11 protein-coding genes and 1 tRNA gene are annotated in these 14,813 nt (G+C 59.0%); 8 read left to right on the top strand and 4 right to left on the bottom strand.

What is annotated here, in order from left to right:
- Positions 1 to 300 precede the first annotated feature (300 nt).
- The gene (locus CGLUCO_RS04365) at positions 301 to 1,281 is read right to left on the bottom strand and encodes a ribose-phosphate diphosphokinase (RefSeq protein WP_005391835.1); all 981 of its coding nucleotides are present in this window, start codon (positions 1,279 to 1,281) and stop codon (positions 301 to 303) included.
- 23 nt (positions 1,282 to 1,304) lie between these two features.
- On the bottom strand, positions 1,305 to 2,669 hold the full coding sequence (gene glmU / locus CGLUCO_RS04370; protein ID WP_232622036.1) for a bifunctional UDP-N-acetylglucosamine diphosphorylase/glucosamine-1-phosphate N-acetyltransferase GlmU: 1,365 nt from the start codon (positions 2,667 to 2,669) through the stop codon (positions 1,305 to 1,307).
- Between the two features lie 445 nt (positions 2,670 to 3,114).
- On the opposite strand from glmU, the gene CGLUCO_RS04375 reads away from it, so the two are divergent.
- Positions 3,115 to 4,524, top strand: a complete 1,410-nt coding sequence (locus CGLUCO_RS04375; RefSeq protein WP_084035904.1) for a multicopper oxidase family protein — start codon at positions 3,115 to 3,117, stop codon at positions 4,522 to 4,524.
- Positions 4,525 to 4,701: 177 nt separating this feature from the next.
- On the opposite strand, the gene CGLUCO_RS04380 is transcribed toward CGLUCO_RS04375, so the two are convergent.
- Positions 4,702 to 4,772, bottom strand: a tRNA-Gln gene (locus tag CGLUCO_RS04380).
- A 97-nt stretch (positions 4,773 to 4,869) separates the two neighbouring features.
- On the opposite strand from CGLUCO_RS04380, the gene CGLUCO_RS04385 reads away from it, so the two are divergent.
- The 3 genes from CGLUCO_RS04385 (at position 4,870) to CGLUCO_RS04395 (ending at position 10,080) form a co-directional block, all read left to right on the top strand.
- A complete protein-coding gene (locus tag CGLUCO_RS04385) occupies positions 4,870 to 5,529 on the top strand; it encodes a TetR/AcrR family transcriptional regulator (RefSeq protein WP_198481430.1) in 660 nt (219 codons plus the stop codon).
- A gap of 66 nt (positions 5,530 to 5,595) precedes the next feature.
- Positions 5,596 to 9,252, top strand: coding sequence for a transcription-repair coupling factor (mfd, locus tag CGLUCO_RS04390; protein WP_084035900.1), 3,657 nt, complete (start codon positions 5,596 to 5,598; stop codon positions 9,250 to 9,252).
- 21 nt (positions 9,253 to 9,273) lie between these two features.
- Positions 9,274 to 10,080, top strand: coding sequence for a MazG nucleotide pyrophosphohydrolase domain-containing protein (locus CGLUCO_RS04395; protein WP_084035898.1), 807 nt, complete (start codon positions 9,274 to 9,276; stop codon positions 10,078 to 10,080).
- 505 nt (positions 10,081 to 10,585) lie between these two features.
- Here the strand turns inward: CGLUCO_RS04395 and CGLUCO_RS04400 are convergent.
- The gene (locus CGLUCO_RS04400; RefSeq protein WP_084035896.1) at positions 10,586 to 10,972 is read right to left on the bottom strand and encodes a hypothetical protein; all 387 of its coding nucleotides are present in this window, start codon (positions 10,970 to 10,972) and stop codon (positions 10,586 to 10,588) included.
- Positions 10,973 to 11,135: 163 nt separating this feature from the next.
- Between CGLUCO_RS04400 and CGLUCO_RS04405 the strand changes: the two genes are divergently transcribed.
- The 4 genes from CGLUCO_RS04405 (at position 11,136) to CGLUCO_RS04420 (ending at position 14,808) form a co-directional block, all read left to right on the top strand.
- Positions 11,136 to 11,951: a lytic transglycosylase domain-containing protein gene (locus CGLUCO_RS04405; protein ID WP_050762632.1), complete on the top strand. Its 816-nt coding sequence runs from the start codon at positions 11,136 to 11,138 to the stop codon at positions 11,949 to 11,951.
- Between the two features lie 313 nt (positions 11,952 to 12,264).
- Positions 12,265 to 13,542, top strand: a complete 1,278-nt coding sequence (eno, locus tag CGLUCO_RS04410; RefSeq protein ID WP_005391845.1) for a phosphopyruvate hydratase — start codon at positions 12,265 to 12,267, stop codon at positions 13,540 to 13,542.
- Positions 13,543 to 13,876: 334 nt separating this feature from the next.
- Positions 13,877 to 14,242, top strand: coding sequence for a septum formation initiator family protein (locus CGLUCO_RS04415; protein WP_301387140.1), 366 nt, complete (start codon positions 13,877 to 13,879; stop codon positions 14,240 to 14,242).
- Between the two features lie 5 nt (positions 14,243 to 14,247).
- Positions 14,248 to 14,808: a DUF501 domain-containing protein gene (locus CGLUCO_RS04420; RefSeq protein ID WP_084035890.1), complete on the top strand. Its 561-nt coding sequence runs from the start codon at positions 14,248 to 14,250 to the stop codon at positions 14,806 to 14,808.
- Positions 14,809 to 14,813: the final 5 nt, after the last annotated feature.

Here is a 14,813-nt window from a genome sequence, read left to right on the forward strand (position 1 = left end):
CTACCAATGATTTTCTCCCAGCATCGGGGCTCTCAAAAAGCAACATACAGCTAAACCAGAACAAAGAACGGAATTCGCTAGTTGAAGGAAACCGCTAGTTGAAAGCGCCCGTTATCCACAGGTTTCAGAAATCTGTTTCAGAAACCTGTTTCGGAAACCTGTTTCAGAAACCTGATTCGGAAACCTGTTTCGGAAACGTCATTGTGGTGGTGGCAGGGGAGAAGAAAACCTTAGTGGTTGCCCGGTGGAAAAAGAAAGGGCCTTGCGGGAAACCCGCAAAGCCCTACAGGCAAGCCTAGGTTAGGCCTGGCCTTCAAACAGCGTGGTGACGGAGCCATTTTCGAAGATCTCGTGGATGGTCCGTGCCAACAACGGGGCGATCGGGAGAACCGTCAGGTTGTCCCACCCCTCCGTGTTTTGCGGCAGGGTATCCGTTGTGATGATCTCGCGGGCGCCACACGCGTTGAGGCGCTCGCGGGCGGGGCCGGAGAACACACCGTGGGTGCACGCAATGATGACATCCTTGGCACCGGCTTCCTTGAGCACACCAACAGCGCCGGCAATGGTGCCACCGGTGTCAATCATGTCGTCGAGAAGCACACAAGTGTGACCTGCAACGTCACCAACAACGCGGTTAGCAACGACCTGGTTAGCGACATCGACTGAGCGGGTCTTGTGAACGAAAGCGAGGGGGAGATCGCCGAGGGTGTTAGCCCACTTTTCGGCGGTCTTCACACGGCCAGCATCAGGGGACACGACGATGGTGTCGGCCATGTCATAGTTCTTCTTGATGTAATCCGTGAGGATCGGCATGGCGTGCATGTGATCCACAGGGCCGTCGAAGAAGCCCTGAATCTGGTCGGTGTGGAGGTCGACCGCGACGATGCGATCGGCGCCTGCAACCTTGAGGAGGTCAGCGATGAGGCGGGCAGAAATGGGTTCGCGGCCGCGGTGCTTCTTGTCCTGGCGGGCGTAGGGGTAGAACGGAACGATCGCGGTGATGCGCTTCGCAGAACCTCGCTTGAGGGCATCGATCATGATGAGCTGCTCCATGACATTCTTGTTCATGGGCTGCGTGTGCGACTGGATCACGAACGCGTCAGAGCCGCGGACGGATTCTTCGAAGCGGATGAAGATTTCGCCGTTGGCGAAGTCGCGGGCGGTCGTTGGCGTGAGCTCAATCCCGAGCTCCTTGGCTACTGCCTCGCCGAGTGCGGGGTTGCCGCGGCCCGAAAAGAGCATGAGGGCCTTTTTGTTTTCTCTCCAGCTGGAACCGGACATGGTTGTGGGGGTTGCCTTCCTCGTTAGTTCTCTGCTTTGCGTGCGTTGGCACGTGCGGCAGCTTCGGCGGCTGGGGTGCCGGGTCGTTTGGCCTGCACCCAACCTTCGATATTGCGTTGTTTGCCACCGGAGACCACGAGGGCCCCTGCTGGCACGTCTTCCTTGATCACTGTACCCGCACCGGAATATGCTCCATCACCGACGTTGACCGGTGCGACGAACATGGTGTCGGAGCCGGTGCGGACGTGGTCACCAACGGTGGTGTGGTGCTTGTTGACGCCGTCGTAGTTCACGAAGACGCTGGAGGCGCCGATGTTGGAGAACTTGCCGACGGTTGCGTCACCGATGTAGGTCAGATGTGGCACCTTGGAGCCCTCCCCGATGGTGGCCTTCTTCGCCTCAGTGAACCCGCCGAGCTTGGCATCCTTGCCAAGGTCAGTGCCAGGTCGGATGTAGGTGAACGGCCCCACGGTGGCACCGGGGCCGATGTGGGAGTCGAACCCGTGGGTCCGTACAACGGAGGCGCCCTCGTCGATAGTCATGTTTGTGAGGGTGGTATCAGGGCCGATCTCACAGTTGTCTGCGATACTCGTTGTGCCGCGCAGCTGGGTTCCCGGGTAGATCGTGACATCCTTGCCAATGGTGACATCGGCATCAATGAAGGTAGTGTCTGGGTCGATGAGGGTGGCTCCGTCGCACATGGCCTGTTCGCAGCGCCTGCGGTTAAATTCCTTGTTCATCGCGGCCAGCTGCACGCGGTCGTTAACACCGGCGACGAGGAGCTCGTCGTCGAGATGGAAGGCGTGCGCGTCCGCAGTCTGCTCAACAACATCGGTGAGGTACAGCTCTCCTTGCGCGTTGTTGGTGTCTAGCTTTTCGACGGCATCCCTCAGCAATGCGGCATCGAACGCGTACACGCCGGAGTTCACCTCGTTGATCTGGCGTTCACTGTCAGTGGCATCTTTTTCCTCAACGATGCGGTCGACGCTGCCGTCGGCAAGCCGGATGATGCGACCGTATCCGTGCGGATCGGGGGCGGTCGTAGTGACGACCGTTGCGCCGGAGGCGTGCACCTCGTCAAGAGTAGTAAGCGTGTCGGTGTCAAGCAGCGGAACGTCCGAGGTGGTGACGATGACGGTGCCGGAGAAGTCATCGGGAATCGCGGTCAGCCCGATGCGGACGGCATCGCCCGTGCCCTTTTGTTCCTCCTGCACGACCGTCGTTGTGGGAATACCGATGGCTTCGATGGCCGCCTCTACCTGATCCCTTCCGTGCCCGATGACGGTAACAAGGTGGGTGGGGTGTAGTCCGTTGGCGGCGTGGAGGGCATGCGACAGCATGCTGCGCCCGCCGACCTCGTGCAGCATTTTGGGACGTGCGGACTTCATACGAGTGCCCTGTCCTGCGGCCAGGATGATTACGGCGGTCTGTGTCACGGTGCGCCTTTCATTCACGTGTGTAACAAAATCCACCCCATTGTACGACCTGACTACAGAGGGCACGGAATAGTCCTACATTTGGAGGAACCCAGTCTTCATCGCCATGGTGGTGCCTTCACCACCATGGCGGTACCCCTAATGTGAAAGAAAAGGTTTAGACTGTGTAGTAGTTATGGCACGAAGATTTAAAAACCCCAGGTATACGGGTGATCGACGCGGCGGTGCGGGCGTAAGCTCGGCCGCCGGTAAAACTATGGTCTCTCGTCGATCGGTGCTGAAAACTCTCAGTGCGATCCCTCTGGTTGGTTTAGTGGGGGCGGGGTGTACCCCCACTGTGCGTGGTTACGGTGGTGAGCCGCGCCCGTTGCCCATCCCCCCATTGGCGCAAACAGAAATGCGTGATGGTGTGGAATGGTCGGCCATCGAGGCGCAAGCCGGAATGACAAATATTCTCCCGGATGTTCAGACTCCTACGTGGGGTTTCAACGGGACATTCTTGGGACCTACGCTCCGGTTCACCCGCGGACACAAGGTCGGTGTGCAGGTCACCAACTCCTTGGACGAGATGACCACGGTCCACTGGCACGGCATGATCGTGCCCGGCGAGTGCGACGGTGGACCGCACTTGCCCATCGAGCCGGGGGAAACGTGGGAACCCTCGTGGGAAATTGAAAACCATGCGAGCACCTTGTGGTACCACCCGCACCCGCACGGTGTGACGGGGTTGCATGCGTATAGGGGGTTGGCGGGGATGATCATCATCGACGATGACAACCCCGCAGCGGAAAAGTTGCCGCATGACTACGGGGTGGATGACATCCCGTTGGTGTTAACAGATATTCGTTTTAACGAAGATGGCACCCGCGACGAGACCGATTTGCCGGACTTGGGCCTTCTAGGGGATGTGCCCCTGGTGAACGGTATTACCAACGCGCACTTTGACGCGCCTCGTCGTCGCGTTCGCTTCCGCATCCTTGACGGTTCGACGATGCGCATGTTTAACCTGGAACTGTCCGGGAAGAAGCAGTTCACTGTCATTGCTTCAGAGGGTGGGTACCTCAATAACCCCCTGCCGGTTGAGCGGATTCCCATGAGCCCCGGCGAGCGCGTGGAAGTTGTTGTTGATCTTGAGCCGGGGGAGAAGGTGACGCTGAAGGCGACCCCGTTCCCGGATAAGTTGGATGTGCCGGATGATGAGGGGACCCCGGACTTCGGCCTGAAGGATGCTTTCACTCTCTTGACAATTACGGGCCCGGCTGAGGATGCGCCTGTCCCCGGTGACCTGCCACGGGACATGAATCCCAGCGCAGAGGAGATACCTGACTTGTCGGGTGCGCCGACTCGTGAGTTCGGGTTGAAGGGGTTCCGCATCAACGATGAGGTCATGGATATGCAACGGGTGGATTTCACCGTTGACCATGACCACTGGGAGGTGTGGACGTTCTCAAACTATGACACGGACTGGCTTCACAACATGCACGTGCACGATACGCAGTTCCGTATTCTCTCGTTGAAGAATACGAAGTCGCTTGTTATGACACGTGGGTGGAAAGACACTATTCTCTTGCCGCCGAATGCGTATGCCAAGGTCGCCGTTCGTTTTACGAATAAATACACCTCAACGCGGTGGCCCTACATGTACCACTGCCACATGCTGTATCACGAGGACATGGGCATGATGGGGCAGTTCTTGGTGACTAAGCCGGGCGAACTCCCGGATTCAGTTATGGGTAACGGCGATCAGGGCAACTCCAAGGACGCAGCCCGCACGGGTCAGTCTGACTACGCGCGCCATAGGCATTAGTCGGTAGGCATTAATCGGTTTTTATTAGGCGGTTTTGCTGGTTCGCGCGCCAGCGCACGCGCCTGCGCAGTGCGCGCGTAACCCGGTGTCGGGGCGACTTTTCCTACCTAAGCCCCCTCGATTTCTAGTGATCGTGAAAAAACGGCCCCGCTCTGTGTGAGCGGGGCCGGATACTTGCTTCCCCGCCAGGACTCGAACCTAGAATGTCGGTACCAAAAACCGAAGTGTTGCCATTACACCACGGGGAACTACAGCGTCTTTACACATTACAACATGACAACCGTGGAATGCACATCGCCCGTTGGGAGGGCAACGGGGGCGAATGGAACGGCTATGATTTATTGCATGGCACGAAAGAGGATGACAGGTGAGCAACGGCGCGAGCAGCTTCTGCGCATTGGGCTGTCGTTGTTTTCTGAGCGGGGGCTCGACGGGACATCGATGGAAGAAATCTCCTCCCGGGCCGGTGTAAGCAAGCCTGTGGTCTACGAACACTTCGGGTCAAAGGAGAAGCTCTACGCCGAGGTAGTCAAGCGCGAAGTGACACACCTCAAAGAGCTGACTGAAGAGGCCATGGTCGAGGGCAGTTCACGGTACCGCATCGAAAAGGTGACCCTGACTCTGCTGACCTACGTGGAAGAACACCCAGATGGGTTCCGCATTCTTGTACGCGACGTTCCGCTGGAGGAAGAGAAGAGTTTTTCCACCCTGTTGGGGGAGGTCACCAACCGTGCGTCGGCCTACCTAGCAGAGTCCTTTAAACGGACGAACTTGGATCCTTCTTTTGCCGCCCTTTACGCGCAGGCACTGGTAGGCATGATTTCGGGGACGGCCCAGTGGTGGCTGGACGTGCGGGAGCCAGCGAAGGAAGTGGTGGCCGCCCACATCGTCAACCTGTGCTGGAACGGGCTGAAAGACATGGAGGCTGCTCCGTCGCTGAAATTATTGGCCTCGGACACCAAGAGCGGGGAAGGCCACATCTCCGCGCCGGATGCTGCCGTATAGTGCATAGTCGGTGCATCCGCGCGTATAGTGGCGTGGTTTCCAAATAAGAGAAGGGGAGATGTAGCTGTGCCGACGCTGAGCGGTGTGTTGTCCGTTGCACGCAAAGATCGGGCGATCGCGGGGGCGGTGAAAAACCTCGGGGAGGAAACTCTCCACATCACCGCGCCTGATGAGGTGCGCCCGTGGCTTGTTGGTGCGCTGTCGGCGCATGTGCCGTTGCTTGTTGTGACGGCCAGTGGCCGGGAGGCAGAAGACCTCACTGCGGAGCTTACAGCCATGATGGGAGACAAGGTCATGTACTACCCGTCATGGGAGACGCTGCCACACGAGCGCTTGAGCCCCGGTGTGGATATCATCGGCCAGCAGGCGAAAGTGCTTCACCACCTGGATTCCCTAGACGTGGTAGTTACCGCCGCACGAGGACTCGCCCAACCCCTGGTAAACGAGGTGACGGGTCGGGATCCGGTGACAGTTACAGTGGGGGAGGACTACCCCTTTGAAGAGCTAATCGATTCCCTTGTCTTTCGCTCCTACTCCCGCGTCGACCTTGTTGCTGCTCGCGGTGAGTTCGCCGTGCGTGGCGGCATCATCGACATTTTCCCCACAACCGCCAATAACCCAGTGCGCGTGGAATTTTGGGGCGATGAGGTAACCGAGATCACCACCTTTGCGGTGGCTGATCAGCGCACCTATTCGGATGGCCAACTGAAAAAAGTTGATCTCTACCCGGCGCGCGCGTTGCCGATCACGGATGAAATCAAAAAGAGAGCGGAAGCGCTCGCGCGAACCTACGGCGGCAACCAGGCGCTTGCACAGATCGTCGGCAAGGTTGCCGAGGGCATATCGGCGGACGGGATGGAGACCCTCATCCCGGTGCTGACGGATTCACCGCTCGTAACAATCGTCGACAAACTGCCGGAAGGCGCGCACGTCCTGCTTGTAGATCCAGAGCGGATCCGGACCCGCGTGGGCGACCTGAAAGCAACAGACACCGAATTCCTCGAAGCGGGGTGGGAATTGGCGGCGATGGGAGGCGACGGCCCCGTCGACCACAAGGATCTTGACCTCGAGCCCTCGAGTTACCGCTCCCTCGAATCCCTTGAGGTAACCGCGCGTGAGCACGAAATCCCGCTGTGGACGTTGACCCCACCGGGGATGATGGCCAGCGACGATGCGGAGACTCTTCCCCTCAGCTTCGGAGACCTCGTACGGCCACGCGGAGATGAAAAGAAGATCTCCCAGCTCATGGAGCAGCTTCTCGCACACACCTTAGCCGGAGGCGCTGCGGTTTACATCTCCCCACAGAAAGCCAACTGTGCCCGGTTTGGAGACAAGCTCCACGAGCGAGGCATCGCGCATGTCCAGGGCACAGAGGGCATGAAGCCGAAGGCCGGAGCGGTCACCATTTACCAGGCTTTTTCCCACAACGGTGTAGTGTTCGTCCCACAGGATAGCGAGACACCGCTGGTTGTGGTGACGGAGACGGACGTGACCGGTAACCGTGTCGGCGACATCGCCGGGGCGAAGCGTCGCAAAGCCAAAAAGCGCAACCGTGTGGACCCACTGGCGCTGACCGCTGGCGACTATGTCGTGCATGAAACGCACGGCATTGGCCGGTTTGTGAAGATGACCGAACGTGAGGTGCGCACCGGCGACGACACCTCCCGCCGCGAGTACATCGTGCTCGAGTACGCACCCAGCAGGCGCGGTGGCCCTCCCGATCAGCTGTACGTCCCCATGGACTCCCTCGACCTGCTCAGCAAGTACGTGGGCGGGGAGAAGCCGACGGTGTCCAAGATGGGGGGCGCCGATTGGAAGAAGACGAAGAAGAAAGCCCGCAGTGCGGTCAAGGAGATCGCAGCGGAGCTCGTCGATCTGTACGCCAAACGTCGCGCCGCGCCAGGGCATGCGTTCGCGCCTGATTCCCCGTGGCAGGCGGAGATGGAGGATAACTTCCCCTACGTCGAAACCGAGGACCAGATGCTCGCCATCGACGCAGTGAAGCACGACATGGAGCAGCCGGTGCCCATGGACCGCGTGATCATCGGTGATGTGGGATACGGCAAAACGGAAGTTGCTGTCCGTGCGGCGTTCAAGGCGGTTCAGGACGGCAAGCAGGTCGCGGTTCTTGTGCCCACGACGCTTCTCGCGCAGCAGCACGAGGCGACGTTCAGGGAGCGGATGGATGGCTTTGGCATCACCATCCGCCAGTTGTCGCGCTTCACCCCCGACAAGCAGGCCCGCGAGATTATCAAGGGGCTTGTCGACGGCTCGGTGGACATCGTCATCGGTACCCACCGTTTGCTGCAGACTGGTGTGCAGTGGAAAGATCTCGGCCTCGTCATCGTCGACGAGGAGCAGCGCTTTGGCGTCGAGCACAAGGAGCACATCAAAGCCCTGCGCGCACACGTCGACGTGCTCACCATGTCCGCCACGCCGATTCCCCGCACGCTGGAAATGAGCATGTCCGGGATCCGTGAGATGACGACGATCCTCACCCCGCCGCAAGATCGCCGCCCGGTGCTTACCTACGTCGGCGCGCAGGAAGACAAGCAGGTGGCGGCGGCGATTCGGCGTGAGCTGCTGCGCGACGGCCAGGTCTTTTATGTGCATAACCGCGTCAAGTCCATTGAGGAGCGTGCCCGCCAGCTGCGCGAGCTCGTTCCTGAGGCGCGCATCGTCGTTGCCCATGGGCAAATGAGCGAGGAGCAGCTGGAAAAAACGGTACAGGGCTTCTGGGACCGCGAATTCGACGTGCTCGTGTGCACGACGATCGTGGAGACCGGATTGGACATCGCCAACGCCAACACGCTCATCGTTGAAAATGCGCACCACATGGGACTGTCGCAGCTGCACCAGCTGCGCGGTCGTGTCGGTCGCTCCCGTGAGCGTGCCTACGCATATTTCCTCTACCCCAAGGGACAGGTCTTGACGGAGACCTCGTACGAGCGGTTGACTACCATCGCCCAGAACAACGATATGGGTGCCGGCATGGCCGTGGCCATGAAAGATCTTGAGATGCGAGGCGCCGGCAATGTCCTCGGTGCGGAGCAATCCGGCCATATCGCCGGAGTAGGGTTCGACCTCTACGTTCGCCTCGTGGAGGAAGCTGTGGAGGCGTTCCGTGCGCTCGCCGATGGCAAGCCTCTCGACGCGACCGACCAGCAGTCTGCTGAGATCCGCGTGGACCTCCCGGTGGATTCCCATATCCCCGACGACTACATCGCCTCGGAACGTCTGCGTCTGGAAATCTACCGCAAGCTTGCGGCGAGCCGCACGGAGGAGGACCTCCGTGGCGTGATGGAGGAAATGTCCGACCGCTACGGTCCGCTTCCCGAACCTGTTCTCAGGCTGCTCAGCGTCACTCGCCTGCGCCACCTGGCGCGCCGCGCGGGGATTGTGGATATCGCCCTGCAGGGCACCCGCGTGAAGCTGCATCCGCTGGAGCTTCCGGATTCCAAGCAGGTGCGCCTCAAGCGCCTGTATCCAGGATCCTCCTACCGGCCAGCAGCTAAGGCAGTGCAGGTGAAAGTGCCAAAGTCTGGTGCGGGACGGGTGAATGACAAGGAGCTGCGCGACACGGAACTGGTCCAGTGGGTGGCTGATGTCATTGCCGCGCTATGCGATGAAGAAGAGATCGATGTGACGGGCGCCCATAGCGGAAAAGATAACAAAAAGAAAAAGGTTATTTCCGTCGGCGGTGGACGTAGTAGCAAAAAGTAGCGGGTGGTTTAAACTAGTCCCATGGCTGTGCTTCTGCTTGATCCTCGGTTCCCCGATGTTATGCCGTTCTCCGTGGCCAAGATGGAGGGGACAAAAGTGGCATACACTGCGGAGGTCCCCATCAGTGTGCGCTGGGCGCTGTGCGATACGTTCCCCACAGCACGTGATGAGGAAGCGGAGCTCCTCATCACCACTGATCTTTCCGTTGAGCAGGTGCGAAAGTGGCTTGCTGCAGGGCATGAGCTGTTCCAAGTTCCCACCGCGAAGTTCAAGTACCCCGAGGTGACTGATGCTGCTGAGGTCATGGCCCAGGCCCGCAAAAGAGGGGAGTGGGAGGCTGGACAGACGCACACGTCTCTCTTGCCCTACCTGAAAGAGGAGACGGAGGAGTTCATTGAGGCGGTCGAGTCCGGGGCGAGCGACGAGGAGATCAAAAAGGAGCTGTCGGATATCTTCCTGCAGGTTCTTTTCCATGCTCAGATCGCCAGTGAGCGTGGCGCTTTCGACCTCGGGGACGTGGCCCACGCGTTCACCGAAAAGATGCACTCCCGTGCACCCTATCTTTTCGACGGTTCAACCGGTCGCGTAACCACTGAGTTCCAGGACAAGCTGTGGCAGGACGGCAAAAAGCAGGAACAAAGACAAGAGCAGGAACCAGACCAGGATCCCGAGGTTCCATCTGCGGAAACCGTCGGAAAAACAACGACGACATCTACGTCCACATCGACATCGTCGAAGTTTGTTAGCGGGAACCGTACAGCTTCGGACACCGCAGAAAAGAAAAGCGCAGATGCCACTGCGCGGGCTTCGGAGAAGGATGCCGAATAAATAAGAAGTCGGCCTGTTAAGCAGCCGAGTAAGTAAGAGTGAGTAAGAAGCCGAGTAAGTAAGTCACGCACGTCACTTTTCCACCAGTAGGACACCGCAAAACACGCCACGGGGAAATCCGGTGGGACACCCGAAGAGCGGGTGAAGGGAAATGATAAGAGAATCGCAGGCGAGCGTGATGACGTTTTGCCGTGCGCCAGCCCGCTACCCCGGTTAGCAGGACCGAGCCCACCCCGCCGAGTAAGGAAGACATCCGCTGCGAGCGGAATCATTCTTTCCCCATTGGGACATCGGGATCACGGAGGCAGAAACCAGGTTACCCACGAAGACTGCATCACCCCCATGTAAGCGAAAGCATGGCATGCAAGCGAAAGCATGGCATGCAAGCGAAAGCATGACATGCGAACGAAAGCATCACACGCATGTGAAAGCATCACATGCGTGTGAATGAGACACAGGGTTTAACCTGCCGACTCGGGGTAGCCGGGTTGGGCGGGTTTCTCTACTAGGAGCTGAGAGAGGTCACCATCGGAAGGTACTGCGCGAGCTGGCTCGAGCCGATGGACTGGAGAAAGCTCTCCACCGGATCCGGCTTCACAATGCCACACTCCTGAGCCTTACCACTGATATCAGTGGTGGTCTTTGCTTGGAGAAGCTTCAGGCCATCGACATTTTTGAGAATCCCCTGGGTAAGGAGATTTGATTTCGCATCGAGCTGACCTTGCAAATCGGCGCGCGTGGTCTGGGGGTTGATGGAGACGATGAGTGGAAGGCCGGCGCGCAGAGCGTCGCACTCCTGTGGCGTGACCTCGGCACTTGCGGCAGGTGCGGAGATGATTCCCGCAGTACATGCAGCCGCCGCAGTGAGCAGCGTAGCAATTGTCTTTTTCATGGTGAGCCCTTTCGTAAAACGATAGTATATAGGACAGCTTTCATGTTACTACTGGTACTGAAGTGACGCATGGGATTTCTAAGATGGGAATTACCTGACAGTGTTGTCTATGTTGAGTGGGAAGGAACAGCACCTGGAGCGGGCACATGTAAAATTTCGGGCTATGGCGAAAAGCGTGAGGACAGTGACAGGATGCGGGTGTGGACTCGCGGTGGCGCTCATCGCTGTGATCATCGGGGTGGGGCTTTTGGTGCAGCTCATGGGGGTGCCCGTGCCGTTGCAACCTCGCCTCCCTATTCCCGATGATGTGCCACCTGCCGCTGCAGAACCGGCGCCGAAGATCGACACAAACGCGCCGGGTCGGACCTCAGATAAGTTGGGTTTCTGGGCAGATCCGCTGGCCAAGGACCTTGGCTTCTCCTCGGCCGCGCTCCGCGCATACGGGAATGCCGAGATTATCGCCAACGAATCGTATCCAGACTGCCATCTTTCTTGGAACACTCTCGCCGGAATCGGTTTTGTGGAAACCCGTCACGGAACCTACACCGGCCGTATCTTCGACGGCGCAGCAATCGACGAGAACGGATTCGTCCAGCCGGCCATTTTTGGTCCTCAGTTGGACGGTAATTCTGGCTTTGCTTTGGTAAAAGACACGGACAATGGCGAAATGGATGGCGATGCCGAGCTCGATCGCGCTGTGGGGCCCTTGCAGTTTATCCCTGAAACGTGGCGGCGCTTTTCCCGCGATGCCGATGGTGATGGTGTCCCCAATCCACAGCAGATAGACGATGCGGCGCTGACAACCGCCGTCATGCTTTGCGCAAATGGTGGCGATCTCTCCACGCCGGAAGGGTGGACGAAGGCCGTCCGATCCTACAACCAGTCCACTGAATATGTGATGAGTGTCCGCGACGCGGCTGCGTCCTACGCTTTGGGGCAACCGGCGTACAAGACAGGATCGATTTCTCACATTTTTTAGGTGTGTGGGAGGAATTTTCTCCGTCGCCACGTCCGATTGGGTCTGTCGTCAGGCTTTTGTGACCTCGGTAAACATCGAGTTTACCGCCCGAATGTGAGCAATCCCACGAAAAAATGTTTGTTTATGTCCGTTCTGGCTGAAAATGTCAGGTAGGATAGGGGACGGATTGCGCATCCAGATCGAAATGTCTCCGCGCTACCAGCGTGGAAGTGCATTTTGGGATACGGTACAAAGCAAGACCCGCACTTTCCGCCACAGTGTTAAAAGGCAGGAAGTGTCGACGAAACGAATTCAAGGCTAGGAGGCCTGTCAGATGACTTACATTGAGGATCTCACCGCTCGTGAAATTCTGGATTCCCGTGGTAACCCGACCGTCGAGGTAGATGTTGTCCTCGCCGATGGCGCCTTTGGTCGCGCTGCCGTTCCGTCCGGCGCATCCACCGGTGTTCACGAGGCTCACGAGCTTCGCGACGGTGGCGACCGCTACCAGGGCAAGGGCGTAGAGAAGGCTGTCGCTAACGTTGACGACAAGATCGCCGATGCCATCGTCGGCATCGATGCCACCGATCAGCGCCTCGTCGACAATGCCATGATCGAGCTCGACGGTTCCGAGAACAAGTCCAACCTCGGTGCCAACGCCATCCTCGGTGTGTCCATGGCCGTTGCTCGCGCTGCTGCCCAGTCTGCAGACCTGCCCCTGTACCGCTACATCGGTGGCCCGACCGCAAACATCCTGCCTGTTCCGATGATGAACATCCTTAACGGTGGCGCACACGCCGATTCTGGCGTGGACGTCCAGGAGTTCATGATCGCCCCGATCGGCTTCGACTCCTTCCGTGAGGCACTGCGCGCCGGCGCCGAGGTGTACCACACCCTCAAGTCCGTCATTAAGGAGAAGGGCCTGTCCACCGGCCTCGGCGACGAGGGGGGCTTCGCTCCCTCCGTTGACTCCACCAAGGCTGCACTTGACCTCATCGTTGAGGCCATCAAGAAGGCCGGCTTCGAGCCTGGCAAGGATATCGCCCTGGCTCTCGACGTTGCATCTTCCGAGTTCTACAAGGACGGCAAGTACCACTTCGAGGGTGGCGAGCACACTGCCGAGGAGATGGCCAAGGTCTACGAGGACCTCATCGCTAACTACCCGATAGTGTCCATCGAGGATCCGCTGCAGGAGGACGACTGGGAGGGGTACACCACCCTGACCGCCACCATCGGCGACAAGGTTCAGATCGTCGGCGACGACTTCTTCGTCACCAACCCGGCTCGCCTCAAGGAGGGCATCGAGAAGAAAGCAGCGAACGCTCTGCTCGTGAAGGTGAACCAGATCGGTTCCCTCACCGAGACTTTCGATGCCGTCGAGATGGCTCACCGCGCTGGCTACCACACCATGATGAGCCACCGTTCCGGTGAGACCGAGGACACCACCATTGCCGATCTCGCTGTGGCCCTCGGCTGTGGCCAGATCAAGACCGGTGCTCCGGCTCGTTCCGAGCGCGTCGCCAAGTACAACCGTCTTCTCCGCATTGAGGAGGAGCTGGGCTCTGCAGCGCACTACGCCGGTGCAGAGGCATTCCCGCGCCACAACAAGTAAGGCAGGGATTCATACGCCCGCCTAAGGCTTTTTAGAACGACCGCGCCCCTTTCCTGGGGCGCGGTTTTTCTCATCCACGGGGCATCCCCGAAACGACGCTGCGGGCTATTATGGTGGAGTTGTAGTTGTTGTTCCCACCCTGAGGATAGATTTGTCGATGAAACCTTCACGCTCTGTTCCCGTCACTCGCCGAATGGTCGATGAAACGCGCCAAACGGCGGGACGTGCGAGAACAGCGGGCACGAGAGGCGGGGGGAGTGCCTCTGGAGGTGTCCGACGCCGTGGCGCGGGAGTGGAGCTTACGCCCGGTCACTGGGTGGTTGTCATCCTCACAGTGATTATCGTTCTCGTGGCTATAGCTATCCCGTTGAAGAACTACTTCCAGCAACGGGGGGAAATTGCTCGACTTGAAACATCCATCGCGGCGAAGGAACAACGCCAGAAGGATATCGCCGCCGAAATCGATAAATACTCCAATGACGCGTACAAGGATGAGCTCGCCCGTAACCGCTTTGGCACGACGAAGCCGGGGGAACTTGCGTACCGCATCAATGACCCGCGTATGACGGACGACAACTCGCTCACCAGTGTCGCAGAGGACCTCATCGTTGAGTACCCCTGGTACGAGGATCTGTGGCGCTCAGTGACGGTTCCACCTGACCCAGACCAGTTGGAGGAGCAGGAGGATGTGGCACAATAAGTGCCATGACATCTACCCCCCTTGCAGCCGACCTAGCACGTGTAACTGAGCAGCTGGGTCGCGAGCCTCGTGGTGTGGTGGCCATCGCCTACCGCACTCCGGATGGCGAGCCCGCCGTGATCACTACGTCCCCGAGGCTTCCCGACGGCACCCCGTTTCCCACTCTGTATTACCTCACGGATCCGCGCCTGACTGCGGAGGCTAGCAAGCTGGAAGTGGCTCACGTCATGCGTTGGATGACTGCTCGGCTAGGCGAGGACGAGGAACTTGCCGCCGATTACCGGGCGGCTCACAAGCACTACTTGGACACTCGCAACGCGATGGAGGATCTGGGGACGACCTTCTCCGGCGGAGGAATGCCGGACCGCGTCAAATGTCTGCACGTTCTCATCGCCTACGCGCTCGCTGAGGGGCCGAAACGAGTGCGGCTGGGGACAGAAGCCGTCGCGCTGGCTGCGTGGCACGATGAGTCGCTACGTGGTACGGCGATCCCCGAAGATTGGCCGACGGTAGAACAACTCGGCATCGACCCGACCCAGTTCGACTTCATCCACGCGGAGGCATAAAACAA

It is taken from the genome of Corynebacterium glucuronolyticum DSM 44120 (assembly GCF_030440595.1).
Taxonomy (GTDB): Bacteria; Actinomycetota; Actinomycetes; order Mycobacteriales; family Mycobacteriaceae; genus Corynebacterium; species Corynebacterium glucuronolyticum.

Coding starts and splice junctions, on each gene's coding strand:
- CGLUCO_RS04400 (WP_084035896.1), bottom strand. CDS start 10,972: ATGAAAAAGACAATTGCTACGCTGCTCACTGCGGCGGCTGCATGTACT.
- eno (WP_005391845.1), top strand. CDS start 12,265: ATGACTTACATTGAGGATCTCACCGCTCGTGAAATTCTGGATTCCCGT.
- CGLUCO_RS04365 (WP_005391835.1), bottom strand. CDS start 1,281: ATGTCCGGTTCCAGCTGGAGAGAAAACAAAAAGGCCCTCATGCTCTTT.
- CGLUCO_RS04385 (WP_198481430.1), top strand. CDS start 4,870: ATGGCACGAAAGAGGATGACAGGTGAGCAACGGCGCGAGCAGCTTCTG.
- CGLUCO_RS04395 (WP_084035898.1), top strand. CDS start 9,274: ATGGCTGTGCTTCTGCTTGATCCTCGGTTCCCCGATGTTATGCCGTTC.
- CGLUCO_RS04405 (WP_050762632.1), top strand. CDS start 11,136: ATGGCGAAAAGCGTGAGGACAGTGACAGGATGCGGGTGTGGACTCGCG.
- glmU (WP_232622036.1), bottom strand. CDS start 2,669: ATGAAGTCCGCACGTCCCAAAATGCTGCACGAGGTCGGCGGGCGCAGC.
- CGLUCO_RS04420 (WP_084035890.1), top strand. CDS start 14,248: ATGACATCTACCCCCCTTGCAGCCGACCTAGCACGTGTAACTGAGCAG.
- CGLUCO_RS04375 (WP_084035904.1), top strand. CDS start 3,115: ATGCGTGATGGTGTGGAATGGTCGGCCATCGAGGCGCAAGCCGGAATG.